We start from the raw sequence: 24,296 nt of genomic DNA on the forward strand, positions 1-24,296 counted from the left end.
TATCAACGCCGGCGATAACGAGCGATGCCGCCGGCGGCAGGGAAAGAGGCGCTCACGCCCCAAACGAACGACTAGATCGCGACAGGCGCTTTAATTGGCGGATGCGGATCGTAACCTTCGATTTCAAAATCTTCGAAACGATAGTCAAACAGGGAGGCGGGACGACGTTTGATGATCAATTTCGGCAACGGACGCGGCTCGCGGGTCAGTTGTAAATTCGCCTGTTCCAGATGGTTGCTATACAGGTGCGTATCCCCCCCCGTCCAAACGAAATCGCCAACTTCCAGATCGCACTGTTGCGCCACCATATGTACCAGCAGCGCATAACTGGCGATGTTGAACGGTAGCCCCAAAAAGACATCGCACGAGCGCTGATAAAGCTGACAAGAGAGCTTACCGTCAGCAACATAAAACTGGAAGAACGCATGGCAAGGCGCCAGCGCCATCTGATCGAGCTCGCCCACGTTCCAGGCGGAAACGATGATACGGCGGGAGTCCGGATCCTGCTTCAATTGGGTCATCACTCTTTCCAACTGATCGATCTGACGGCCATCCGCCGCGCCCCACGCGCGCCACTGCTTGCCGTACACCGGCCCCAGGTCGCCATTGTCATCGGCCCATTCGTCCCAAATGGAGACTTTATTTTCATGTAGATAACCGACGTTGGTATCGCCGTTCAGGAACCACAGCAGCTCGTGAATAATAGAGCGCAAATGACAGCGTTTAGTCGTGACCAGCGGGAATCCCTGCTGTAAATTGAAACGCATCTGATGACCGAAAATCGACAGCGTACCCGTGCCCGTGCGGTCGTCTTTTGGCGTCCCCTCATCAAGCACTTTTTTCATCAGTTCCAGATACTGTTTCATACTACCTCATTTAAAAATTGAATCGTTGCCATCACTGCCGGGCTGGCTGACGGCGATAAGCCCAAATCATCATCAGAAGGCCTGCCAGCACCATCGGAATCGACAGGATTTGTCCCATGCTCATGATGCCGCTGAAAAGCCCTAACTGCGCGTCCGGCTGACGGAAAAACTCGACGATGATACGAAACATGCCGTAGCCGATCAGGAACAGGCCGGACACACTGCCCATAGGGCGCGGTTTGCGGATAAAGAGATTGAGAATGATAAACAGGACAATCCCTTCCAGCAGCAGTTCATACAGCTGCGATGGGTGACGCGGCAACACGCCATACTGATTCAGAATAGCCTGCCACTCCGGATGCGTCGCCGCCAGCACGACGTCTTCGCCGCGCGAACCGGGAAACAGCATCGCCCACGGCGTGTCGGTCGTCACGCGCCCCCAGAGTTCACCGTTGATAAAGTTGCCCAGACGCCCCGCGCCAAGGCCGAACGGGATCAGCGGCGCAATGAAGTCGGAGACCTGGAAAAAATGACGTTGGGTGCGGTAGGCGAAGCACAGCATGACGACAATCACGCCGATCAGACCGCCGTGGAACGACATGCCGCCATCCCAGACCTTGAATAGGTACAGCGGATTTTCCAGGAAGCTGGAAAAAGCATAGAACAGCACGTATCCCACGCGACCGCCGATAAACACGCCGAGAAACCCCTGATAAAGCAGGTTTTCAACTTCGTCTTTCTTCCAGCCGCTGCCCGGTTTGTTCGCTCGACGAACCGCCAGCCACATGGCGAAGACAAAACCAACCAGGTACATCAGACCATACCAGTGCAGCGATACAGGACCGATGGAAAAAATTACCGGATCAAATTGAGGAAATTCCAGATAGTTCGTCGTCATCAATCACCACATTCTCGTTGTTTTGTCCCTGATTACGGGCTCGGCCAAAGGCAGGAAAACCGGAGGAACGCCTGCCGCATTTCGCGGTTGCGCATAATAGCATAACGTATCGGGGCTCATGGCGGTGTTGCAGCAAAAGATCTGTAAAACATCGCTTCATGATTTGCGGTGACGCAACGTCATCGGCCGCCGCGGATCAGGCCGCCCAGGCCTCGCTCTTCAATAAACAGCGACGCCCACTGTCGCGCCTCGGTGGCGGTCTGCGCCGTCAGCACTTTTTCCGCTAGCCGCCCCGCCTCGTCCTGCTCAATGTGACGCAGCAGATACTTGATACGCGCCACGCTGCGTCCGTTCATACTCAGCGAACGATAACCCATGCCAATCAGCAACAATGCGCCCATCGGCTCCCCTGCCATCTCCCCGCAGACCGACACCGGCAAACGCTGCTGGCGGCACTGCGTGACGATCAGATTCAAGGCCTGCAACATCGAGGGATGAAGGCTGTCGTACAGAGAGCCAACGTGGGGATTGTTGCGATCCACCGCCAGCAGATATTGCGTGAGGTCGTTCGTTCCCACCGAAACGAAATCAATGCGCGAACTGAGATGAGGCAGCAGGAACAGCATCGAGGGGACTTCTATCATAATCCCGATACGCGGTCGGGGCTGCGTGCAATTCGACATCTCCGCGACTTCCCTCGCCGCGCGCTCGATCAGCCGACGCGCTTCATCGATCTCATCCAGACTGTTGATCATCGGCAGCAAAATATGCAGATTGCCCAGCTCCGCATTGGCGCGCAGCATAGCGCGCACCTGAATCAGGAAAATTTCCGGCTGGTCGAGCGTCACGCGAATGCCTCGCCATCCCAAAGACGGGTTCTCCTCGCTAATTGGCATATAGGGCAAGGGCTTGTCGGCGCCGATATCCAGCGTTCGCAGCATGACCGGATTTTCAGGATAAAGGCGCAGCATGCTTTCATACTGCGCCACCTGCTCATCCTCTGAGGGAAATCCGCTTTGTACCATGAAGGGAATTTCCGTGCGGTACAGGCCGACGCCGTCCACCTGATTGATGAAGCGTTTTTCATGCTCGGCGCTGAGGCCGGCATTAAGCATAACCCGCACCCGCTCGCCGCTTTTCAGCATGGCCGGGCGATTGCCGTCATCTTCCGTCAGCCGGTTGAGCTCCAACTCCTCATCCAGTACGCGCTGATATTCCTGTACCAGCACCGGCTCGGGATCGACCAGTAATTCACCGCGGTAGCCGTCAAGGATCAGCAGCCGCTGATGTAACAAAGCCGGCTGAATATCCGCGTCCATCAGGGTAGGGATCCCCATAGCCCTGACCAAGATTGCGGCATGCGAGTTGGCGGCGCCTTCGTGAACGACGATCCCGGCGAGCCTGTCTTGCGGCAGTTCGGCCAGCAGCGTCGCCGTCAGTTCATCCGCCACCAGAATAAAGCGCTCCGGCCACTGTGCCGTACCCTGAATGCTATCGTCCAGATGAAACAGAAGCCGCTGCCCCAGCGCGCGTAGGTCGCTGGCACGTTCACGCAGATAAGTATCTTGCAGCGAGGCGAATTGCGCGGAAAATCGCTCGATGACCACCTTGACCGCCCACTCTGCCGAACTTCCGGTATCCACTTCCTGGCTCAGCTCTCGCTTTAGCCGGGCGTCATTAAGCAAATGGGAGTAGAGATCGAAAATCGCGGCACTTTCTTTCTGCGCGCTGGCGCTGAAGCGTTTGCTGTAACGACGGAACTCCGCGGCAGCGTTTTCCATCGCCAAGAGCAGGCGCGAACGCTCACGATCGCTATCCAGACTGGACGCAGGGAAAACTTGCTCCAGCGAGGGCTGACTACGGTCCTGCCAGCCGGAGGCGATCGCCACGCCCGGTGCGGCGGCCAGCGCGTTGATCCGCGTTTGCCGGTATTGCCCAAACAACGCTTTGATTTGAGACTGGGACAGAATGCTCGCCATCTGCGTCGCCAGCGTCACCATGAAAGATTCGTCGTTTTTATCGAACTGTCTCAGTTCCCTTTGCTGCACGACCAAAACGCCCAGCAGCTGACGCCGATGAATAATTGGTACGCCGAGGAAAGAACGGAATTGCTGTTCCCGAACGGCAGGAATGAATTGGAAGCTGGGGTGGCTTTGGGCATCGGCCAGATTGATGAGTTCGGCGCGTTCGCCGACCAATCCGACAATTCCTTGGCTGAAGGCGAGGGTGACAGGACGACCGCGAGGTTTTTTCAACCCCCGAGTCGCCATCAGGTAGTAGCAATGACGATCGTGGTCAGCCAGGTAAATAGAACAAACTTCAGTGTCCATCGCCAGGCAAATTTCGCTGACCAAAATATCCAGCGCATCCGGTAACTGCGCCGTCGCGGCGACTTTTTCAATGACTTCTCGCAGGCGCGTAAGCATGGTGAGCTGAATTATCCTCTCTTACGTCGGGGACTGGATGGCGACCGGGCCGAATGCTCCTGTAATTGAATCACTGAGGAGATAAACTCCTTCATGACCCGTCGGTAGACGTCGCGTTTAAAGGAGACGACCTGTCGCACCGGATACCAAAAGCTAACCCAGCGCCAGCCGTCGAATTCCGGCGTACCGCTGCTTTGCATGTTGATCTCAGATTCATTGCACATTAACTGCAACAGAAACCATTTTTGCTTCTGGCCGATACAGACGGGTTTTGTGTCCCAACGCACCAAACGTTTTGGCAATTTATAGCGTAACCAGCTTCGAGTCGAAGCCAGAATACGCACATCCCTTTTACGCAGTCCGACTTCCTCATACAGCTCACGGTACATCGCCTGTTCCGCCGTTTCACCAGGGTTGATCCCCCCCTGTGGAAACTGCCAGGAGTGCTGGCCGTAGCGGCGGGCCCACAGCACCTGCCCCTGCCGATTACAAATTACAATACCCACATTCGGGCGGTAGCCATCATCATCGATCACCGGACTACCTCGATAAACTGAAATGCTAAGATAACCTGATTGTTTCACACTCCCGGCAGACGGTAAACTCCTGCTTATCATCGTCTTCTTTAATAATAAGAGACCGATAACCCACAGATTGAATCAAAGTTATAAACATCACCCCGCTAAAATCACCGGTTTATTCACTTTTTCTGTGGACATCTTTGTGAAGAACATCCTGAAGAAAGTGCGCAAACCGGTTTTCAACGTTCCACCACCCCATCCAAAACACTCAAAATAGTTCTTGTAATTTATAGAGTTAAATTACTTTTCTACCGTTTATTCCCCACCCCTAACACTGCACAGATTTCAGTCTTTTCCAAAGTGGCGAAATATCACACTACTTAGAGCTTATCCACAATCCCCCTCCCGTTTTATGCCAAAAAACCAGCAAAACCAGCAAATAAAGCCCTCGTCAAGGCTGTAAATGGAAACAGTGCTCCAGAATGATCCTGTTTATCCCAAAAATCTGTGGATAACAGGGTGTAAAATCCTGTTCATTCCCGGTGGCTTATCGTGAACAAGTCTCCTTGCCCCTTTTTTACCTCGAGACCACATAGAAAAAACCGCTGCGTAATCATGCTATTATTATTTTCATTTTATAAATGGAACCACTATAAACTTTCCCCTAACGGGGTTGTTTCTTTTTTGAACAGTCTGGAAAACTTATGAAGCCCCCTGCTCTCCACCGCGATCCACCTCTCGATGAGCTGGATTTACTGCAGCGCGCCCAGTCACTCGCCGGATATAATCTGGCTGAACTCGCGGCGATTGCTGAACTGCCGTTGCCGGCAAACTTAAAGCGGGACAAAGGGTGGACCGGCATTTTGCTTGAGCGTTTTCTGGGCGCCAGCGCTGGCAGCAAACCGGAACAAGATTTTCCCGAGCTTGGCGTGGAGCTGAAAACGATCCCTATCGATGCACGGGGACGCCCGCTGGAGACCACTTTTGTCTGCGTCGCGCCATTAACAGGCAACAGCGGGGTCACCTGGGAGCACTGCCATGTTCGCCATAAACTGACCCGGGTATTGTGGATGCCGGTGGAAGGAGGAAGGCAAATTCCGCTGGGCGAACGTCGCATCGGCGCACCGCTGCTGTGGAGCCCCAGCCCGGAGGAAGAGGAACAGCTGCGTCAGGATTGGGAAGAACTGATGGATTTGATCGTACTGGGCAAGGTGGAAAGCATCACGGCACGGCACGGCGAAGTGCTGCAGCTACGCCCCAAAGCCGCGAACAGCCGTGCTCTCACGGAAGCGGTGGGCGAACACGGACAGCCGATCATGACGCTGCCGCGAGGTTTTTATCTTAAAAAAACCTTTACCGGACCTCTGCTTGCTCGCCACTTTCTGCTTTAATGGCCACTCTTTACTAGCCTGCAACGACAGAGGGCAGACTATAATTATCGCTTGTGTTTTATTTAAGGTGAATTGATAAAATGTTTGACTGGATTGCGGATCCTAATGCCTGGCTGGCGCTTGGCACGCTCACCATTCTTGAAATCGTTCTCGGCATAGACAACATCATCTTCCTGTCTCTGATCGTCGCCAAGCTCCCCAAACACCATCAAAATAAAGCGCGCCGGATCGGTTTGCTAGGCGCGATGTTGATGCGTCTGGGGCTGCTCGCCTCTATCGCCTGGGTGATAAAACTGACCAACCCGTTGTTTTACATTATGGATCAAGCCATTTCCGTCCGCGATCTCATCCTGTTCTTCGGTGGTCTGTTCCTTATCTGGAAATCCAGCAATGAGATCCATGAATCCATTGAAGGCAGCTCGGCAGATCATGACTCAAAGGTGCATTCGTTCTTTGGCGCCATCGTGCAAATCATGCTGCTGGACATCATTTTCAGTCTTGACTCGGTCATCACCGCCGTCGGTTTGTCCGATCACCTGTTTATCATGATGGCCGCCGTTGTGATCGCCGTCGGCGTGATGATGCTGTCCGCGCGTCCCATCGGCGAGTTCGTCGAGCGCCATCCGTCGGTCAAAATGCTGGCGTTGTCCTTCCTGATTCTGGTCGGCTTCACCCTGATTCTTGAAAGCGTGGATGTGCATGTGCCTAAAGGCTACATCTACTTCGCCATGTTCTTCTCTATGACGGTGGAAACCCTCAACCTGCTGCGTGGAAAGAAAGCCGCTTAGCAGCAGTGATACTCGCTTCGTCAGGGGTTTTCCATGCGAAAGTCCTCTGATAAAAGATGCCTCCAACTCATCGTGGAGGCATCTTTTTCAAAGCAACCGGTGCCGCTATAACCTGCGCTGCGGTGCACGAGAAAGAAGCCGGCACCATTGGCGATCCCTCCTTATCAATGAAGACTCTTCGCCGACTAATTTTTTTACATTTTGTCTGGCTCTTCTTTCCATAAATCCCAATAAAACCTGTTACTTCCTTTGCTAAACTTGCCTTAATTTTTCGAACTATTGCCGTTAACAGTAGGTAACTCCCTATGCAATCAATCATGAAAACGCTTTTGGCGTTCAGCGTCATCACCCTAATTGCCGGCTGTTCCAGCCATTATGTCGTCGCCACCAAAGAAGGTCAGGTGCTACTGACCAAAGGCAAACCTCAGGTTGATGAAAGCACGGGCCTGATGATTTTCACGGATGAGGACGGGCACAAGCATGCGATCGACAACAATGATATTTCGCAGGTCGTCGAACGCTAAGGCTAAATGACGATGTTGCGCCAAGAGGCTTTCCACCTTGACGAGGCTTGGTTTATAGTCAATTGAAGGTGTTTTCAAACGCACCTGCTCCTCTTCAAATAAAAAGGAAGCTGGCACAATGCAATACCATCGTATCCCTCATACTGCTCTAGAAGTCAGCGAGCTGGGACTGGGCACCATGACCTTTGGTGAACAAAACAGTGAAGCCGACGCTCACGCCCAACTGGATCACGCCATTGCAGCCGGGGTAAACCTAATTGATACTGCCGAACTTTATCCGGTTCCTCCGCGGCCAGAAACGCAGGGGCTGACCGAAAGCTACATCGGCTCGTGGCTTAAGCAGCGCGGCGGTCGCGAAAAACTGATCATTGCCTCGAAAGTCAGCGGCCCGGTACGCGGCAGCGATCATAACATCCGTCCTCAGCAGGCGCTGGATCGCAAGAATATCCGTGAAGCCCTCAACGACAGCCTGACGCGTCTGAACACCGACTACATCGACCTTTACCAGTTACACTGGCCGCAGCGCCAGAGCAATTTCTTCGGCAAGCTGAACTACAGCTATAACGACGACAAACCGGCTGTGACGCTGCTCGAAACGCTGGAAGCGCTCAACGAGCAGGTTCGGGCCGGGAAAATTCGTTACATCGGCGTCTCCAACGAAACGCCGTGGGGCGTAATGCGCTATCTGCAACTGGCGGAAAAACATGACTTGCCGCGTATCGTCTCGATCCAGAACCCTTACAGCCTGCTCAACCGCAGTTTTGAAGTCGGTCTGGCCGAAATCAGTCAGCACGAGGGGGTGGAGCTGCTGGCCTACTCCGCGCTGGCGTTCGGTACGCTGACAGGTAAATACCTGAACGGCGCCAAACCGGCAGGCGCGCGTAACACGCTGTTCAGCCGTTTTACTCGATACAATGGGCCGCACACCGAGCAGGCCATAGCAGAATATGTCGCGCTGGCGCAGCGCCACGGGCTAGACCCGGCGCAGATGGCGTTGGCGTTTGTCCGACAACAACCCTTCGTCGCCAGCACCTTGCTGGGCGCGACCTCCGTTGAACAGCTGCGCACAAATCTGGAGAGCCTGACGGTCACGCTGGGTGAAGACGTGTTGAACGAGCTGGAAGCCATCCACCAGCGCTTCACCTTTCCTGCCCCGTAACGCGCTTGCGTCACAACAGGGCCAGTATCGGCCCTGTTAATATCCGATACTGGCTCAAAACGTCACACTGAACCGCATACCTACGCCATCGTCGCGGACTTTGCTTCCGTGCATTCCCTGATATCCCAAGGACAGGCGGGCGTGATCACTGAGGTCCGCCGCCAGTCCGGCGTGCATCAATACGGCATTTTTCGGCGTCGCCGCGCCATCAACGTTGAAGTCATCTCCCCCGTGGGTGAAGTGCAACCGCGCCGAACGATTTCGTTCGCTCAGACGACGCTGGTAGCCGATATCCCCGTATAACGAGAAGGGTGTAACGGCGGTGAAACGCATATCGCCGCGCAGTCCCAGCGTCGAAAAAGCCGAAGCGCTATTTTGCGTATTCCATCCCAGTGCCGCTTCGCTGCCGAACTCCCGTCCGCCCGGCGTCTGTAGCCACACGTAAGCCGCGTTGGCATAGGGTTCCAACCCCGAATCCTGCGTGATGGAAAAACGCCGACTGCTCTCGATAAAGCCTTGCGCCTGATGGGCGTGATAGTTCGCGCGAGCCTTGCCTTCCAGATCGGGTATGTGAAGCGTGCGCTGACTCGACAGATCCAGATAGCTGTAGTTTATACCGGTGCGCCAATCCATTCCCGCCAGCTCGCCATCCAGATAGAGCGCCGCATGATAGGCGGTCACATTCGCGCGAGACGCTCTTTCACCCATGCTGATCCGGCTCTTTTCGCTGCCGACCGCGATGCCCAACGCGCTTGACTCGCCCATCTGAGCGCCGCCGCCCAGGAGGAAGCCGTAGCCCTGATGGTCCACCGCCGCCTCGCCAGCCTCACCCGATAATCGCCCATCGTTAGACCAGGTCGTCAGCCAAAGCGGCTCGCCGTGACGGGAACGCATCGCGCCGTTGAGCGCATCACGTACGTTTTGACTACGTTGAACGATGGCCGAGCGCGCAGCCGCATGGAATTCGCCGCTGAGGTTATCGAAAGCATCGCGTGCCGCATCGGCCGACTTCACGTTGGCGATGGCGCTGTACGCCGCGCCGCCGTTGAGACTGTCGAGCGCGTCGGCCACCGAATGCTGATTGCTTGTTGCCGCCACATCGCTAAAACGTCGGGCGTTGCGCACCGTTTCAAGCCACGCGGCATGGTCGCCATACCCCAAGACGTCGGTAAGAAACGGGGCATCGGCAGATGCGCTCCCGTCGCCGCCGAGCACCAGTTCGTCAAATCGACCGGATACCGAGCCGCTGGCATCAAGCAGCGTATAGCGCGTGCCAAGGGAACTGCGACGTAGATTAATCACCCGCACCGTGCCCGCGAGACTGGCATTTTGCTCGACGATAAGCCTGTCTGAGTGCCCTTGCGCATCAATCTCGAAGTCGTAGATCGATCCCGGCGCGAAACGAACGTTGCCGACGGTTAACGTACCGACGGAAGTACCGGGGGCCAACATGCCGCCCGCGTCGATAGTGACAGAGCCGCCGATTTTGCCGTGTCCTCCCAGCACCGCGCTGGACATAACCCAGACGTCTCCCGCCAGACTCCCGCTGCCTCCGGCGTTTTTCGCCACGACCAGTCTTCCGCCTTCAACAACGGTCGGACCGCGATAGACGTCAGCCCCCGTCAGGTAAAGCGTGCCGTCCCCTTGCTTGCGTAAACCGACGTCCAGATCGTACAACGCGCTGCCCGTATCAGCATTGCGTACCTGAGCGATATCATTGCTCCAGGTGCTGTCGAACCCCTGAGTATCAACGCTATACAGCGCATACCGTCCGCCATAGGCGTCCGAACTCAGATCGCTGTCCGTCAGCCGTTTACCGTCGAGTTTCGCCGGCCCCTGCACCGCCTTATAGGCATTGACGATCCCCTGACCGAACAGCGCCTGATAATCCTCCTGCGACATCAGGGTCATCGTGCTATCGGCGGCGGCCGCCAGAATCGCGGCCTGCACGTCGTCGTCACTCATGCTGTAAAACGGATTATTGAGCTTGAGGGAGTTCACCAGTGCGGCCATTTCCTCGTCGCTAAACGTAATGCCGCCCGTCGCCGCATACACTTTAAGCTCTACGCCCGTCATGTTGAGCGCGCTGTCGACGTTGTTACGCGCCAGCACCACGGCCCGCGGCAGCCGCGCGCCGCTCAGAGGCGTTGCGGTAGACAGCAATACATCAGCCAACTGTTTGCCTGTCAGGTAGGGAAAAGCCTCGCTGACCAGCGCGCCCACGGCCGCCACATAGGGGGCGGAGAATGACGTGCCGCTGAGCGAAGAATAATAGGTCCGATCGTAAGTCGTATAAATATCGACGCCCGGCGCCAGCAAACTGTATTCAGTGGCCCCTTGCGCAAGGTTGCTGAACGAAGCGATAAACGCAGCGCTGGTCGTCGGCTGCCTCGAGTCGAAAGACATCACGCTGATCCAGTTGTTGGCAATCTTGTTCTCGAAGCCGGTCATATCCAATACGGTAGGCAATGCTGACAGCAGCGTCGGCGTCAAATGCCCCTCATTACCGGCGGAGAAAACCAGCAATTGCCCCTGCTCCGCATTGCGCGTCGTCAGCTCCTTGAACCCCGGTATCCAGGTGTCGAATAGCTCGCTTTGAACGTCCGCATCGTAGGAAAACAGCTGATCGGGATAAATATTAAAGCCCCAGCTGTTGTTAACGATCTTCGCTTCGGGGTACTGCGCCATGGTCGCCAGCGCGTTTGCCACGCTCGAGGTCGTTAAGTCGACGCCGAGAGACAAAATATTGGCGTTATAGGCCAAGCCGTGTATGCCGACATTATTTTTTGCCGCACCCACGACGCCGGCTACCGCATATCCATGTCTGTCGTATTCGTCCGGCGTGGATATCCACTGGGTGCCCTCAGCCACGCGCCCCAGAAATTCGGGTCCGCTCAAGTCAGATTGGCTGTCGATAATACCCACCGTGGCTCCGGCGCCGCTGTATCCCAGCGAGTAAGCCTCAGCCGCAAACATCGCGTCCAGCGCGGGGCCATTGTACTGATACTCCCGAGTGCGAAAGGCATCGGCGCTCGCCGCCCCGGCGGAAAATGCGGGCAACAGTAATGACAACGTGACCAAACAGGCCAGCGGCGTCAGTCTGCAACTGTGTTTGTCTTTGTCGCCCGCACGGTGCGGGTTGCGAATTCCCTTCATAAACAATTCCCTGTCAAATGTTGACTCATGGTGACGCGCGGATTGACTCCGGACGCGGCGGTTTACATGACCGCCCCAGGCGTTCTCACCTTGAGTGGGGCGCGCCGCCGGGCGGTTGCCGTAAAAATAGAAATGACGTGATGCGATATGCTGGTCATGAACGGCCCCCTCTCAGCGAAGGAAGGCGTACATCACCCGATATCAGCCAGAGGAATCTGTCGCGTTACGCGAAGGCGATGAGGCGATGGTCCGCCACCAACGAAATTGCCTTTCACACGCCGCAGTCTCCCTGCCATCCCGTCGCTGCCGCGGCCATTATAGGGAAGAACAAGCCATTCAATAACGAGAAAAAGACACTTTACTGACGAAATCCTTACAATATGAGATAAGGCAGCGAAACAGCCATACAAAGGAAAAAAGGGAGGAGTTAATGAAGTGGGGAGATGAAAAGCCGGAGGGCGGCAAGTCCCATAACGATAAGCAAAAATAGAAACGGGGCCAGCAGCCCCGTCGTCTTTAACCCGTTAAGGCAGCGTCTTAAGCAATGTTTTACGCTGTTCTTCCAGACCGGTCACACGCTGGCAGACATCGCGTCCGAAGCGTTGAAAATCCATTTCCTGATTGTTCCACTCCGTTTGGATCGCCTGTTGCAGTCCGCCCAGATTACCCATTACGGCCTGCAACGGATTGCCGCCGCCGTTGGCCATCTGTTTGACGCCCATCTCGTTCAGGCTGTCTTGCAGTACGCCGCCCAGCGTCTGCTGCACAATCTGGCGACCATCCTGCTCCACCTGTTTGATCGCCTGATGGTGGAAAACCAATCCGTCGGGACGGTGCTCAATGATGCGGTCCATCTGCTGTTTAAGCTGGGTATTCAGCGTGGTCAGACGGCCACGGACATTGCTGTCGCTCCCCAGTTGCTGAACGATGACTTTATCCAGCGACTGACGGGCCTTTTCCAGATGCTGTTGCGCGCCCGCGTCTATCCACGGCAGCTGCTCGCGCAGTTCAGCCTGATATTCTCGGGCCTGACGCCGCTGTTCCGACGTCAGGGTCAGCGTCTGGCTATCTTTGACCACATCCCCTTCCGGCGAGAACGTTAGGTTACCGCTGGCGCCCACAACCTTCACGCTTTGCGGCGTGATGAAAATGTCATCCTGCGGCTGAACCGGGCACTGATACTCCGCCCGCGCCTGCCAGGTGAATAGAATCAGTGCACCGAAGACGAGATTACGCAACAACATAGTGACTCCTGAAAAAAAGGGCGCCCAACAGGCGCCTCAATAATAGCCGTAAAGGCGCAAGACCGATGATGAAATCCGTCGACCTACCGCCACGCGTTTCCGCTTTAGCCTAGGTTGGGCGGCAGATCCCACCAGATATCGAACAGCTCACTGACGGTCACGTCGCTTAGCTGCTGTGATTCCAGCCACTCTTTGACCAGCTGACGGTGTTCGTCCGTGCAGTTGCCCAGTTTCTGCTGGCAAACCAGCCCCTGCCATTGCAGGTAGCCGCTGCCTTCAAAAGCCAGACCGCGGGGTTCGATAACATCGTCAACAAAGCGATCCAGCAGCCCGTCGATAGTTTCAACAGACGTGCCTTCCGCGAAACGGAAGCTGACTGAGAAACCCAGTTCCTTGAATTCTTCAATGTGTAACTTTTTACGTAAACGTCGGCTGCGATTAATCGCCATTACTCTTTCCTCTCAAACATGAGATCCCAAACACCGTGGCCTAAACGCTGGCCACGGGCTTCAAATTTCGTTAACGGGCGTGACGCCGGACGCGGTACATAGTCCTGGCTGTCGGACAGGTTGCGATAACCGTCGAGCGCCCCCATCACTTCGAGCATGTGCTCAGCATAAGGTTCCCAGTCGGTCGCCATATGGAATACACCGCCGATAGTCAGTTTGCTGCGCACCAGCTCGGCAAACGGCGGCTGAACGATGCGTCGCTTGTTGTGGCGCGCCTTGTGCCACGGATCCGGGAAAAACAGCTGCACCATCGCCAGCGATCCGGCGGGGATCATATTATCCAGCACATCCACCGCATCGTGACACATGACGCGCAGGTTATCGATGCCGGCTTCCTGAGCGGACGCCAGACAAGCCCCCACGCCAGGCAGATGCACTTCGATGCCGAGGAAGTTCTGTTCCGGGTGCTGTTCAGCCATCGTGACCAGCGAGGCGCCCATGCCGAATCCGATTTCCAGCACGACCGGCGCATCGCGTCCGAACAGCGAGACAAAGTCCAGTGCGTTGTCCTGATACTCCACGCCCATTACCGGCCACAGGCTATCCAGCGCCTGTTGTTGCCCTTTGGTCAATCGCCCCTGGCGACGAACAAAACTGCGAATACGCCGTAAAGGACGACCATTTTCATCAAATTCCGGGGAGATGACGTTATTACTCATAGTGCTTACACGTTGTCAGGGGTTATGAAACAAGCGCGCAGTATAATGGATACCTATGAAAAATTCTTTCCTATCTGCCGACGGTCGTTTCTCCCCTGTCGGGACGCGAGGAGGCGGGCTATCGGCGGGCCATCTCGTTTAAAGTAACGAGTATATATCGCGATGTTTGCGGCAATTGAGTTTAACCAGTGACTTATGCCGCTGGGCATACAGGGTTTTGACACTTTTATTCGTTTCTTCTGCCTCATATCTGGCGCAACGACCGGAAAGCAAACTGATAAAACCCCACATTTCTCCCCGCGCCAGTCGAGACTTGATTCGCTCTCGCGCTTCACTGCCCCCCGAATAAACCCGCTCATTGAGAAAAACCCCAAGCTCATGCATTGAACAGCCGTCCAGCGTGAAAAGCACCGAGTCGATATTGTGGTAGCACATCGACAACAGTTTCAGAAGATTGCCTTTCCCGATAATGAGCAGCCGTTCCTTATTCATATACAAGCTATTACTAATATCGGAGGCAAAACGCAAAAAACGAACCAGATCGCCGATATCCTGCAAAATGAAAATCAAACGTTCGACGCTCGACCAGTCCGGTATGTCAGTAATGACGTCTTCATCCGGTTTTACCAGCAGATAATCCAGTAAATATTCCTGTGGTCGTCCATATTCGTTCAACGCGTGCTCTACTGCGGGGTAATACAAATAACATGACGTCACCAAAAATAAGTTCATCTGGCTCATAACCTTTTCCCAAGTATGTGCAGGCGAATCGTCGGATGCAGATGCAGTCCGAACGAATGCAGATAAATAACGGCTGCGCTTATTGATAGCTCAGCGTGAAATGCGCGGTCGCGCTATAGCTGCCCGCGGCCAACGGTTCGTTGTCAACCTTTTCTAACCGAGCGCGAAAATCCAGCCGGTTGTCGCCTTCGAGTAAGCGGATCTTTCCCGTGTTGCCATTGAGCGGCATCAACTGGTCGGCACGATAGATGCCGATGGCAACCCCCTTCGCTGCTGACGCGGGATCAATCGCCAATCGTCCCGCCAGCGCGGTATTCTCCTTTCCGGAAAAACTCACCACGACATCCTGCAGCGTTTCCGTGCTGCACTGCGTCAGCATGATCGAGAAATCTCGCCACTCACTCGCTTGATTGGTCTGCAAGGCGCGCGCCGACGCCTCCCCCATGTCCACATCAATATTTTCAGAGTCCGACCGCAACACGCACGGCGAGTCCACCACCCGCACATGGAACCCTACGTCATAAACGTAGTCCTGCGATTTCGCGCTACCTACGGCAGAAGCGCTGGCAGCTAACGACATCACGTGCGCCCATAGCACTCCACTAACGGTCCGACGAATGATGGCTCGGCGTTGTATCGCCCTCGTTCCAGCCCTAGTCATAGTTGAAACGCAAGACGATAAATTTCTCAACCTCGCCGGGCACCGCCTCATCGAACGCATACAGCTTGGCGGTGTATTGCTTTTCCACCGTGCCGCTGGCCGGTTTCAATCCGTTGATGAAGCTAATAAACTGATTGTAGACGATATTATTGCCCGTTTCGTTGTCTTCAATTTTCAGCATGGAGCCATTTCCCATATCCATACCGTCAGCCGTTGCCAACGTATTGTTCCTGGAAGCCGTATCAAAGTTCACGGTGAGATCGAACCCTTTTCCGCAGTCTTCGCCGCCGTCGGTCGAGGCGCTGATTTGGAAGTTTTGCTGAGCCACGACGCCCGCGGAAGCGCTGCTCCATGCCTGCACCGTACCGAAATCGATATACCCGTTGGGCGATACGGTCACGTTGGCAGAGCACTTGATAACCTCAATGTTTCTCAGCCCGGACAGACGGAAAACATAGTTACTGTACGGTTTATTGTTGATGCCCAGTTCGCCATCTACCTGTAATACGCTAAGAGAGTCCGCCCCCAAGCTGCTATTGGTGATATCGCCGATTTTTTCCAGATACAACTGCACCGTGGTCGGCATCATGGTGGGATTTCTCGGCGGGTTGCTACCGGACGGCCCCGGCGCGATAAATCGCCCGGTCGACACCCGCGAGCCGCTGCCTCCCCCACGAGAGATCACGCCAAGATCCTGACCGTTGTAGATAATGCCAATGCCGATCCCTGCCCCCACCACCTCTCCGCCTGGATTGGGGTAAAAGTAGGCGTATTCGCCGTTCGGCCTCACACTTTTATAAGCCCAACAGGCCAGGTTGCGGCGGTAGATTTTTGACGTCCACAGGCGACTTCCCACTGGCAACGTGGAAGGGATCTTTAGCGAGCCGATATCTTCACTGTCGGACACGGGCCCATTGATCGTATCTTTCCTACATTCCAGCGCGGAGGCGTGCATAGCCAGCATCAACAGCATGCCGCAGCAGAACCATGGCAGGCAGCATCGCGCGACGGAAGTCACTAATCCGAACATACTCTCCCCTATTCGATACATTCGCCGACGTATCCACTTCTACATGTTTAGCGAGAAATGAGACGTCGCGCGGCATCCCCCGCGTGAGCACCGACATTGCGCCGCTAAGTTCATTCGGGCAGTGTCAGTGCTCCCGCCATCGAGGCGTTGGTCATCTTCGCTTTCGGCTTCAGTGCGTGCGCGTTTCGACTAAAGAACAGGTCGCCTGCTGACAGGAAAAGCGCAGCTCCGGATGGCCGCCGAAATCATTGACGTAGAACAGCGAGAACTCTCGCACCGACGGGTCTTTGATGTCGACGCTGAGGGTTGACTTCGGCGCAATCATAAAAGCTCGGTTCTTCAGAAGAGAGGGCGCCACCTTCTCCCCAGAGTGGCGCTGAATATTGCTTACGGTAATGTAGTAAGGTGTAGGGTTCTCCACCACAAGCTGCTGACCAGACTTGCGGATGTTAAGTCTTCGCTGCCAAACCTCGTTTTTCACCGGCTTAATGTTTTGCGGCCGATAAAACACTTTAATTTCCGACTGCACGGCAATCTGCAGCACGTTGGCCTTATCCGGTTTTGGCGGGATCTCCCGCACATTTAGATAGAACAGTGACTCCCTATCCTGCGGCAGTTGATCGATCCCCGACGTTTTCGTCACACGAATTAGAGTACGACCCCCAGCTTCGATCCGCTGAAGCGGTGGCAACACCATCAAAGGGGCCGAGATCTTTCGGTGTTCGCTATCTGTCAGCCAGCTTTGCGCCAGGAAAGGATGGGTCCCGTTCTCATTAGTCAGTGTGACTGTGCTGGATGGTTCCGCTCCGTCGAAAACCACCCTTGTCCGGTCAAGGTTGATCGCCGCCTGTAAGACAGGAGGAAACATCACGGTGCACGCCAGCAGCGCGGCTGCCAGCTTGAGATGGCAATGTTGTTTCATTCACTCTTCTCCGTTTGTTGTATTCGTAATGTTCGTTGTGGGGGACGGCAGGCAAGGCAATAGCAGGGACTCCAGGCCGGTCAATGTGTGAGGTAAAGTCATTCGACACTGCGCTTCGCCGTCCCATCGAGCCGTCAATTCTTCATTGGCGGAGACGCCGGTGAGGTAAACTTGGCCTTCTTCTGTCACCATCGCGACCTCACGTCCGCTGGCGTTAAAGACTGTCGCTCCGAAGGGGGGAACACGACCGTCTGGTAGCCTGAGCATGCCAAGCACTTTACTGCCGCTCACGATCTCAAATTTGCGGTAGCCAATAGCGCCCTCGGTCAGCGTACCTTGGACAATAGTGGTCAAGGCTTCAGCGTCTTCTGGCAGATGCTGTACATCCACCAGGGTCTGGACATCTAAGTAACTGCTAGCTCCGGTAATCACTGCCAATCCATACGCGTTGGTGACCACGCTGCCGTTGGAGAACGGCACACCCGCCACCTCGTTGGCATCCACCATCACTCTCGTCCCACCATTGATGCCTTTCTGATGGGCTGCGACGCCATGACGCGTCGCAGTAATGCCCCCCATGAGGGAGCCGTTGAGGTAGGTGTACCCCCCTTGCTGCCAGGCCAGCCCCATACTGGCGTTGGTCGCCGAAGCGGTGTAGTTGTAAGTCCCACTGATGTAGCCCTTGCTGGTGGCGTCGTAGCGCGTGCTCAAATTCCAGCTTCGGTTCAAATCTTGTTGGTTGCTGTAAGTCATCGTCTGGGCCACCGTACCGCCATAGCTGCTCAGGCCGTAACCAACGCGTTCGCGGTCACGTAAAGGGAAGGTGAGATTGAGATAAATGCTATCGTCCGTATTCGCATTGTAGAGGGAGCGCCAAGCGGACACCCCAAGGGAGACGCCCTTGAACGGCCCCAGATCCAAATACGTGCTCAGGGAAATGCCGTAACGGTGCTGCGGCTTCTCATTCCAGAATGTCTGTTGCGTGTAGCTCAGGTAGGTAGACAGGTCATTCAACCATTGCCTTTCAACGTTGAAACTTTTCGATAATGTAACGACGTAACGTTCTTTTTCGCTGTGGTACTGGTTTTCACTGTCATTTAATGTGTAGAGATATTGAGGTATCCCCATGAAGGTCTGTTCAAACAGACGAGAACCAGTGAAGTTCACCTGTCCATCTATGGCCTCGAAGCGCTTCGCCCAGTTCACAGAAAGAGAATGCCCATCTTGCAGCGGCTTGTTCGGCAGGCTGGCGCGTGACTGGGTGATATCAGCCGAAATCGCGCCCAGCTGGAATAGGTTGCGCCCCAGTCCCACAGAACCGGACTGATAGCCATCAGACAACGTTGTGCCGCCATACAACGACCAGGCATTACTCATTCCCCAGGAAAACTCACCAGCGGAAAACGTCAGTTTTTCTTGGCGACGTTGGTTTTCCGACGGGCGTCCAGCAGAAATCTTGTACTGAACTTGCCCCGGACGAGTCAGGTAAGGAAGACTGGCCGCTTCGGTCTTGAATGTTGTGACGGAACCGTCTTCTTCTGTAACGCGCACATCCAACGTTCCGGTCACGCCACTATTGAGATCCTGCAGAGAGAAAGGCCCCGCAGGTACCGTGATTTCGTGAATAACGCGCCCGTTCTGCAAAACGGTAACCGTCGCATTAGACCTGGCCACGCCACGAATCTCAGGCGCATAGCCGCGTAGCGAAGGAGGCAGCATATTTTCATTACTGACCAGACTGGCGCCGATAAATCGGAAGCTGTCGAACAGGTTGGTGTTGAGGTACATCTCGCCCAACCTGAGATCGGCAGACATAAACGGCAATGGGCGATAGGCATAGAACTGGTCCCAGGAGAAGTGTTGACTATGAATGCCTTGAGCGGCGTTCATGTAATAGAGGTAATCTGCGCGAAAGCGCCACGCCCCGAAATTGAATCCAGCTGTACCATAGCTACTTAAATAACGGGCTGAGCCACCATCACCGCTACCTCGACGCGCACTGCCCGTTAGGCTGTAGTCGAGCATCACGCCATCGATTCCCTGATCCCATTGCTCCGGCGGCGTCCAATTTTTATTGCTGTACTTCATCCACGCCTGTGGGATGGTGATGTTCAATTCGCCCATCCCAATCTGATTAGAGACTTTGACCCCTGCAATGGCTGTCACATCGGCGCACCGCCCGTCATTCCACCAGTGAATGTGTTCCTCGGCCTCTGTCTTTAACGCCAGTTTTGCTACGATTTCAGCATCCAGGCATAAGCGTGATTTACGCCCGTCAGGGCGGGTAGCCAAATAACTCACTTTCCGCTGATCAATCATTTTATTATTGACCTTAATCATCAGCATATAGTCGTCCGGGACGACGTAATCCGAATCGGAAAAACGGCTTAGATCAATCTGATTGCGTTCATCGACATCCAAGACGCTGGCATTAAATTCCGTCGACTTAACACTATTAGAAAAAAAGCAAATTATGAAAAGACTGTATAGAAAATTACCATTCAGCCTATTTCTGACTCCCTTTCCCAGCATATTAGCCATCAATATGTACCAGTGTGTTTTTAACATCACACATAAAAGAAAAAGGAAGAAATAAGAAATTATTAAACTATCAGCGCAACAACTCGCTTTAGGTTCCATTTCCCAATCACGTGATAAGTTGATACAAAACAAACACAAAGAAACACAAAAAAACAAACGATGTCATTGTATATAACCACCTACACAAAAATACGACCACGTCTAAACTTCTATACAGTTATCAATGGGAAACAAATCTAAAGATAAGCAAGCAATTTTAGAGAAAAGAAACCCATGAATGTATATCAAATCTTCCACCAAACTAGAGCCACCCATAAAAACAGATTTTAAAAACACTTCCTTTATAGAAACAGGGGCGGCTTCTTGAGTTATTACAAATAGCAAGACTAATTTGGCTACTTTCTGTCATTTACCGCTTAAACAGCAAAAAAATTAGCTAAAATCAAACAAGACATTATCAGTTTAAAATCACCTGGCTAACGCTATTTTCAAAAACTTGAAGGGCCTCCTTTCCCATAAAATATGCTTACTCGTAGGAAATAACGAAGTTGGCCGTACTTTCAAAATTACCGGTAGTTACATCCGTATCAGTCGGCAATTTCTGTACGTAAGAAGTGAAGGATAAGGTGTTGTCGCCATTCACCAGTTTATAATTACTCACGGCAGCAGTGGCGCCGTCGAACGAAACTTTTTCACCAGAGTACAATACAGCAATACCTGCGCCGCCTGCAGTACCATGCAGCGCCAGCAATTTGTTGTTTGTACCGGCAGCCGTTCCCCCTGAAAAGACAACTTTGGCACTCGTTGATGTTTCGATAGAACAGTCTTTCAAAGTGATATCGAAAGGTTTGATAACCGAAGTTCCACCACCTTCCAGTACAGTTTTGCTAATTTCGCCAAACTCAATAGTCTGAGCCAAATCATCCTGAGACACGGAGCAAGGTGTATCGATAATTTTCCCGTTAAAGGTGACCGTACCATTGTGGGTATCTGTCGCCTGCGCATCAAATACAGAAAAAGAAAAAACAGCCATCATCGTAGCCAAAGCGATATTAGATAATTTCATTTTCATACCCGTGTTGATTCAATAGATGAAAGCGCGCTTGCTGGCAACCGCCACAAAGAGCGCCCCGACCGGCCAATGCATTGGTGTCAGGATCTTCATAGGCCAGCTTAGCGACAGCGCATTTACCATCTTTCCGCCTTATTCCACGCCAATCCATCATGTAAAGACCCAGTGAAACCGTCATGCGTTGAACGTGCAGTCATCTAACCACAACCCCAAAAACAGGACAATTATATTGAATCGTATATATTTATTTAGATTTTATTCTTGTTTTTTAGTATTAAATAGATTTTTATTCTAAAGGCGAAGACTGTTTGCGCTTTTTTTATGGCGCGAATACTTTCATTAACCGCTAGCCGCTAAATACCTTCCAGCTTAAATGAAAATTAACCAGTGGAAATCAACATAGATTTACATTTACATATATTAATTCCACACTCGCATGGGCAGTTAGTTATTTATTTTTATATTTTTTATGTGCTATAAATACCCTCTCAAGGAAGAACAGTTATCTACAACAGTGACTGTAAATATCGTCGAGAAGAAAATATGCCTTGACAATAAACATCTAAATTTTTGACTTAATTTTACTTAATACCTTCCATATCAACATTTTTACAATTCATGTCTCTATAGAGCATCTATAAATGGTTTATTTGATTAATAAGTCGGTTGTCTATACAGAAAAAGACAACTCTTTAGCATGGATTAATCGCTCAGACGAGGCAGTGTCTTTAAGCCTCCCCGTGGCAAAGCTTCTACAAACGCTGATTATTCATCCGGGAATGACATTAAGTAAAGAGTACCTACTGACAGAAGTTCTGGAGAAAAATGCTCTGGCACCGTCGATGAACAACTTGAACAACTATATTTCGTTATTGAGGAAATCTCTGCGTGAATATGAGCTGGCCGAGTTCCTGATGACGGTACCCAAGGTCGGTATCATGTTTAATACACTGGATATTGAAGTGATATGTGACGACTCACAGCAAAGCTCCGTTCAAAACTCCGTTATGGAATTCCCTCCTCCTCCCCCTCAAACGCAGGGTATCAAATACAAAAATTCTCTTTATTTTGTAGCAATAGGGACGTTAGTCGTATTGATTCTTTTTTATAATTTCATCCTATCAATTGATTTCCCTTACCGAGAAATTTTTAGAGACACCAATATCACAAATTGCGAGTTTTATTATATTGACGATGACGCCATCAATGATGGATTTCAGGAAAAGTATCATTATCTTTGTCAAAACAATGTTGACCTGTACTATTTTTCCAGAAAAATAATCATCCCAAAAATCGCGACCAGAGAAGAAAGTATTGTTATTTCCTGTAAGAAAGAAGGGAAAAGGTGCTCAACGCATGTCTTTATCAACAACCAATAAACCCTTTATTATCATCACAATAACCTTATTGGCCCTATTGATGGCTTTGTTATCTATCTATCATTATTATCGTGTTTACAAAAAGCCGTTGATGTGTCGAGGAGAAATAAGCGCAACGATTAATAATGGGCAGGACTCCATTGTTAAAGGCTATATCATTAATTTTTATTTGGGGGAAAAAGACAAGGGGTCAATGGCTCTACACGGTATCTATATCGATGTTAACAAATCTGCTGATGTATTAGAACGTACACTCACATTCGATTACGACTGGAATGGGAATTACCTTATTATGAAAAACATTTGCATGTTCAAAAGTTCGGCAGATACCGCCCCCGATAATGCCACGCCTTATAGTAAAAATGAAGTCGTCAGGTTTGAAATGCTGACCAATAAAGTTTATCTGATCAGTGCTTTCCGTCCTACGTTCGCCTGCAACGTGCGCTGATGTATCAAGCCCGTGGTCGATAACTATGGCCACGGTTTATCATCCGCATACGGATTCACTTGTGACTAAAATACTCAGGCGCGGCGCCTTTATGCACCACGAAAGGTGCATCATCGCCCTTGCTTTACTTGCCTGAAATTGCACCGCCACTTAAGCCGCGTCGGGGGCGACATAGAATGAAGAACGCGTTCAGGAAACTTCGGGTTTACAGCACATTCACACTGTGCTGGAATCGCTTTCAATTTTCACCGGCCGGATAGCGACCCCTTCTTATGATACAAGCGCAACAGTTCGCGCAACAGGTGCTGGAATGGTATGACCGTTTCGGACGTAAAACGCTGCCTTGGCAACTCAATAAAACGGCCTATCAGGTCTGGCTCTCCGAGGTCATGCTGCAACAAACCCAGGTCGCCACCGTCATTCCGTACTTTCAGCGATTTATCGCCCGCTTCCCCAACGTGAACGCGCTGGCCGCCGCGCCGTTGGATGAGGTTCTGCACCTGTGGACCGGGCTGGGTTACTACGCTCGCGCACGGAACCTGCACAAAGCGGCACAGATGATTGCCGAGCAACACGGCGGCGAATTCCCCACGACGTTCGACGATATTGTGGCGCTGCCGGGCATTGGTCGTTCCACTGCCGGCGCTATTCTTTCTCTGGCCCAGGGACAGCACTACCCGATTTTGGATGGCAACGTGAAGCGCGTGCTCGCACGCTGCTACGCCGTCGCGGGCTGGCCGGGGAAAAAAGAGGTGGAGAAGCAATTGTGGCATATCAGCGAAACCGTCACGCCGGCGCAGGGTGTGGGCGCATTTAATCAGGCAATGATGGATTTGGGTGCGATGATCTGCACACGCAGCCGTCCCAAATGTGAACTTTGTCCGCTCAACAAGCAGTGTATCGCCTACGCTAACCACAACTGGGCGGATTATCCGGGCAAGAAGCCCAAGCAGACGATACCGGAGAAAAGCGCCTGGTTTGTCATGGTCCGGCAACAGCAGCGCGTATGGCTGGAACAGCGCCCAGCCGTCGGACTGTGGGGCGGATTATTCTGTTTTCCCCAATTTGCCACCCAAGAGGAAGCGCATAACTGGCTACGGCAGCGGGGAATGCCGCTGAGCGGGCTACAGCAGGGCATCGCGTTCCGACATACCTTCAGCCACTTTCATCTGGACATCGTCCCTCTGTTGCTGGATGTTTCCAGCCAGATCGCCTGCATGGATGAAGGCGCCGGTCTCTGGTATAACTTAGCGCAGCCGCCATCTGTGGGGCTTGCAGCCCCGGTAGAACGCCTGCTGCAACAGCTGGCTCAGTCGCAGTCCGTCTTCGTCGATGTCTGCGCGCCAAATAATGAGGAATAA

General features: G+C 53.0%; 21 protein-coding genes. 7 read left to right on the top strand and 14 right to left on the bottom strand.

The genetic code is table 11. The features are described from left to right. Positions 1-71: 71 nt before the first annotated feature. The 4 genes from thyA to rppH all read right to left on the bottom strand — a co-directional run bounded on the left by thyA (position 72) and on the right by rppH (position 4,726). Positions 72-866, bottom strand: a complete 795-nt coding sequence (gene thyA / locus BLU64_RS02470; RefSeq protein WP_026742955.1) for a thymidylate synthase — start codon at positions 864-866, stop codon at positions 72-74. 31 nt (positions 867-897) lie between these two features. Beyond that, positions 898-1,764, bottom strand: a complete 867-nt coding sequence (gene lgt / locus BLU64_RS02475) for a prolipoprotein diacylglyceryl transferase (RefSeq protein WP_074727829.1) — start codon at positions 1,762-1,764, stop codon at positions 898-900. 179 nt (positions 1,765-1,943) lie between these two features. After that, a complete protein-coding gene (gene ptsP, locus BLU64_RS02480; RefSeq protein ID WP_074727831.1) occupies positions 1,944-4,190 on the bottom strand; it encodes a phosphoenolpyruvate--protein phosphotransferase in 2,247 nt (748 codons plus the stop codon). Between the two features lie 11 nt (positions 4,191-4,201). Further along, positions 4,202-4,726 carry an RNA pyrophosphohydrolase gene (gene rppH / locus BLU64_RS02485; RefSeq protein WP_026742958.1) on the bottom strand — a complete coding sequence of 175 codons (525 nt, stop codon included), beginning with the start codon at positions 4,724-4,726 and terminating at the stop codon, positions 4,202-4,204. Between the two features lie 689 nt (positions 4,727-5,415). Here rppH and mutH point away from each other — a divergent pair. The 4 genes from mutH to BLU64_RS02505 all read left to right on the top strand — a co-directional run bounded on the left by mutH (position 5,416) and on the right by BLU64_RS02505 (position 8,573). Next, complete coding sequence (mutH, locus tag BLU64_RS02490; RefSeq protein WP_026742959.1) at positions 5,416-6,102, top strand: DNA mismatch repair endonuclease MutH; 687 nt, start codon at positions 5,416-5,418, stop codon at positions 6,100-6,102. An 80-nt stretch (positions 6,103-6,182) separates the two neighbouring features. After that, positions 6,183-6,890 carry a TerC family protein gene (locus BLU64_RS02495; protein WP_026742960.1) on the top strand — a complete coding sequence of 236 codons (708 nt, stop codon included), beginning with the start codon at positions 6,183-6,185 and terminating at the stop codon, positions 6,888-6,890. Between the two features lie 305 nt (positions 6,891-7,195). Further along, positions 7,196-7,414, top strand: a complete 219-nt coding sequence (locus BLU64_RS02500; RefSeq protein ID WP_026742961.1) for a YgdI/YgdR family lipoprotein — start codon at positions 7,196-7,198, stop codon at positions 7,412-7,414. 118 nt (positions 7,415-7,532) lie between these two features. After that, positions 7,533-8,573, top strand: coding sequence for an NADP(H)-dependent aldo-keto reductase (locus BLU64_RS02505; RefSeq protein ID WP_026742962.1), 1,041 nt, complete (start codon positions 7,533-7,535; stop codon positions 8,571-8,573). Positions 8,574-8,627: 54 nt separating this feature from the next. Here BLU64_RS02505 and BLU64_RS02510 read toward each other — a convergent pair whose 3' ends face one another. The 10 genes from BLU64_RS02510 to BLU64_RS02555 form a co-directional block, all read right to left on the bottom strand. Next, positions 8,628-11,729: an autotransporter serine protease gene (locus BLU64_RS02510; protein WP_074727833.1), complete on the bottom strand. Its 3,102-nt coding sequence runs from the start codon at positions 11,727-11,729 to the stop codon at positions 8,628-8,630. Positions 11,730-12,253: 524 nt separating this feature from the next. Next, positions 12,254-12,973, bottom strand: coding sequence for a YggN family protein (locus BLU64_RS02515; protein ID WP_099049256.1), 720 nt, complete (start codon positions 12,971-12,973; stop codon positions 12,254-12,256). Between the two features lie 104 nt (positions 12,974-13,077). Continuing rightward, complete coding sequence (locus tag BLU64_RS02520) at positions 13,078-13,422, bottom strand: YggL family protein (RefSeq protein WP_026742964.1); 345 nt, start codon at positions 13,420-13,422, stop codon at positions 13,078-13,080. Then, positions 13,422-14,141: a tRNA (guanosine(46)-N7)-methyltransferase TrmB gene (gene trmB, locus BLU64_RS02525; protein WP_026742965.1), complete on the bottom strand. Its 720-nt coding sequence runs from the start codon at positions 14,139-14,141 to the stop codon at positions 13,422-13,424. The genes BLU64_RS02520 and trmB overlap by 1 nt, the downstream gene beginning before the upstream one ends. Positions 14,142-14,279: 138 nt before the next feature. Then, positions 14,280-14,882, bottom strand: coding sequence for a hypothetical protein (locus BLU64_RS02530; protein WP_026742966.1), 603 nt, complete (start codon positions 14,880-14,882; stop codon positions 14,280-14,282). A gap of 79 nt (positions 14,883-14,961) precedes the next feature. Beyond that, positions 14,962-15,462, bottom strand: coding sequence for a fimbrial protein (locus tag BLU64_RS02535; protein WP_051625519.1), 501 nt, complete (start codon positions 15,460-15,462; stop codon positions 14,962-14,964). Between the two features lie 73 nt (positions 15,463-15,535). Next, positions 15,536-16,573, bottom strand: a complete 1,038-nt coding sequence (locus tag BLU64_RS02540; RefSeq protein WP_083351056.1) for a fimbrial protein — start codon at positions 16,571-16,573, stop codon at positions 15,536-15,538. 169 nt (positions 16,574-16,742) lie between these two features. Then, positions 16,743-17,495: a fimbrial biogenesis chaperone gene (locus BLU64_RS02545; RefSeq protein ID WP_026742969.1), complete on the bottom strand. Its 753-nt coding sequence runs from the start codon at positions 17,493-17,495 to the stop codon at positions 16,743-16,745. Further along, positions 17,496-20,036: a fimbria/pilus outer membrane usher protein gene (locus BLU64_RS02550; RefSeq protein WP_139171466.1), complete on the bottom strand. Its 2,541-nt coding sequence runs from the start codon at positions 20,034-20,036 to the stop codon at positions 17,496-17,498. A 526-nt stretch (positions 20,037-20,562) separates the two neighbouring features. Further along, positions 20,563-21,102 carry a fimbrial protein gene (locus BLU64_RS02555; RefSeq protein WP_074727885.1) on the bottom strand — a complete coding sequence of 180 codons (540 nt, stop codon included), beginning with the start codon at positions 21,100-21,102 and terminating at the stop codon, positions 20,563-20,565. Between the two features lie 647 nt (positions 21,103-21,749). On the opposite strand from BLU64_RS02555, the gene BLU64_RS02560 reads away from it, so the two are divergent. From BLU64_RS02560 to mutY, 3 genes are all read left to right on the top strand, one after another. Beyond that, entirely contained in the window at positions 21,750-22,487 is a 738-nt protein-coding gene (locus BLU64_RS02560) for a winged helix-turn-helix domain-containing protein (protein WP_026742971.1), read from the top strand. Continuing rightward, a complete protein-coding gene (locus BLU64_RS02565; protein WP_026742972.1) occupies positions 22,465-22,935 on the top strand; it encodes a hypothetical protein in 471 nt (156 codons plus the stop codon). Before BLU64_RS02560 ends, BLU64_RS02565 begins: the two co-directional genes overlap by 23 nt. 272 nt (positions 22,936-23,207) lie before the next feature. Next, the gene (mutY, locus tag BLU64_RS02570) at positions 23,208-24,296 is read left to right on the top strand and encodes an A/G-specific adenine glycosylase (protein ID WP_026742973.1); all 1,089 of its coding nucleotides are present in this window, start codon (positions 23,208-23,210) and stop codon (positions 24,294-24,296) included.

It is taken from the genome of Lonsdalea quercina (assembly GCF_900107885.1).
GTDB lineage: Bacteria > Pseudomonadota > Gammaproteobacteria > Enterobacterales > Enterobacteriaceae > Lonsdalea > Lonsdalea quercina.

Bases quoted from the DNA above. Each gene is read 5' to 3' on its own strand.
- thyA (WP_026742955.1), bottom strand. From the start codon at position 866: ATGAAACAGTATCTGGAACTGATGAAAAAAGTGCTTGATGAGGGGACG.
- lgt (WP_074727829.1), bottom strand. From the start codon at position 1,764: ATGACGACGAACTATCTGGAATTTCCTCAATTTGATCCGGTAATTTTT.
- ptsP (WP_074727831.1), bottom strand. From the start codon at position 4,190: ATGCTTACGCGCCTGCGAGAAGTCATTGAAAAAGTCGCCGCGACGGCG.
- mutH (WP_026742959.1), top strand. From the start codon at position 5,416: ATGAAGCCCCCTGCTCTCCACCGCGATCCACCTCTCGATGAGCTGGAT.
- BLU64_RS02495 (WP_026742960.1), top strand. From the start codon at position 6,183: ATGTTTGACTGGATTGCGGATCCTAATGCCTGGCTGGCGCTTGGCACG.
- BLU64_RS02500 (WP_026742961.1), top strand. From the start codon at position 7,196: ATGCAATCAATCATGAAAACGCTTTTGGCGTTCAGCGTCATCACCCTA.
- BLU64_RS02505 (WP_026742962.1), top strand. From the start codon at position 7,533: ATGCAATACCATCGTATCCCTCATACTGCTCTAGAAGTCAGCGAGCTG.
- BLU64_RS02510 (WP_074727833.1), bottom strand. From the start codon at position 11,729: ATGAAGGGAATTCGCAACCCGCACCGTGCGGGCGACAAAGACAAACAC.
- BLU64_RS02515 (WP_099049256.1), bottom strand. From the start codon at position 12,973: ATGTTGTTGCGTAATCTCGTCTTCGGTGCACTGATTCTATTCACCTGG.
- BLU64_RS02520 (WP_026742964.1), bottom strand. From the start codon at position 13,422: ATGGCGATTAATCGCAGCCGACGTTTACGTAAAAAGTTACACATTGAA.
- trmB (WP_026742965.1), bottom strand. From the start codon at position 14,141: ATGAGTAATAACGTCATCTCCCCGGAATTTGATGAAAATGGTCGTCCT.
- BLU64_RS02530 (WP_026742966.1), bottom strand. From the start codon at position 14,882: ATGAGCCAGATGAACTTATTTTTGGTGACGTCATGTTATTTGTATTAC.
- BLU64_RS02535 (WP_051625519.1), bottom strand. From the start codon at position 15,462: ATGTCGTTAGCTGCCAGCGCTTCTGCCGTAGGTAGCGCGAAATCGCAG.
- BLU64_RS02540 (WP_083351056.1), bottom strand. From the start codon at position 16,573: ATGTTCGGATTAGTGACTTCCGTCGCGCGATGCTGCCTGCCATGGTTC.
- BLU64_RS02545 (WP_026742969.1), bottom strand. From the start codon at position 17,495: ATGAAACAACATTGCCATCTCAAGCTGGCAGCCGCGCTGCTGGCGTGC.
- BLU64_RS02550 (WP_139171466.1), bottom strand. From the start codon at position 20,036: ATGGCTAATATGCTGGGAAAGGGAGTCAGAAATAGGCTGAATGGTAAT.
- BLU64_RS02555 (WP_074727885.1), bottom strand. From the start codon at position 21,102: ATGAAATTATCTAATATCGCTTTGGCTACGATGATGGCTGTTTTTTCT.
- BLU64_RS02560 (WP_026742971.1), top strand. From the start codon at position 21,750: ATGGTTTATTTGATTAATAAGTCGGTTGTCTATACAGAAAAAGACAAC.
- BLU64_RS02565 (WP_026742972.1), top strand. From the start codon at position 22,465: ATGTCTTTATCAACAACCAATAAACCCTTTATTATCATCACAATAACC.
- mutY (WP_026742973.1), top strand. From the start codon at position 23,208: ATGATACAAGCGCAACAGTTCGCGCAACAGGTGCTGGAATGGTATGAC.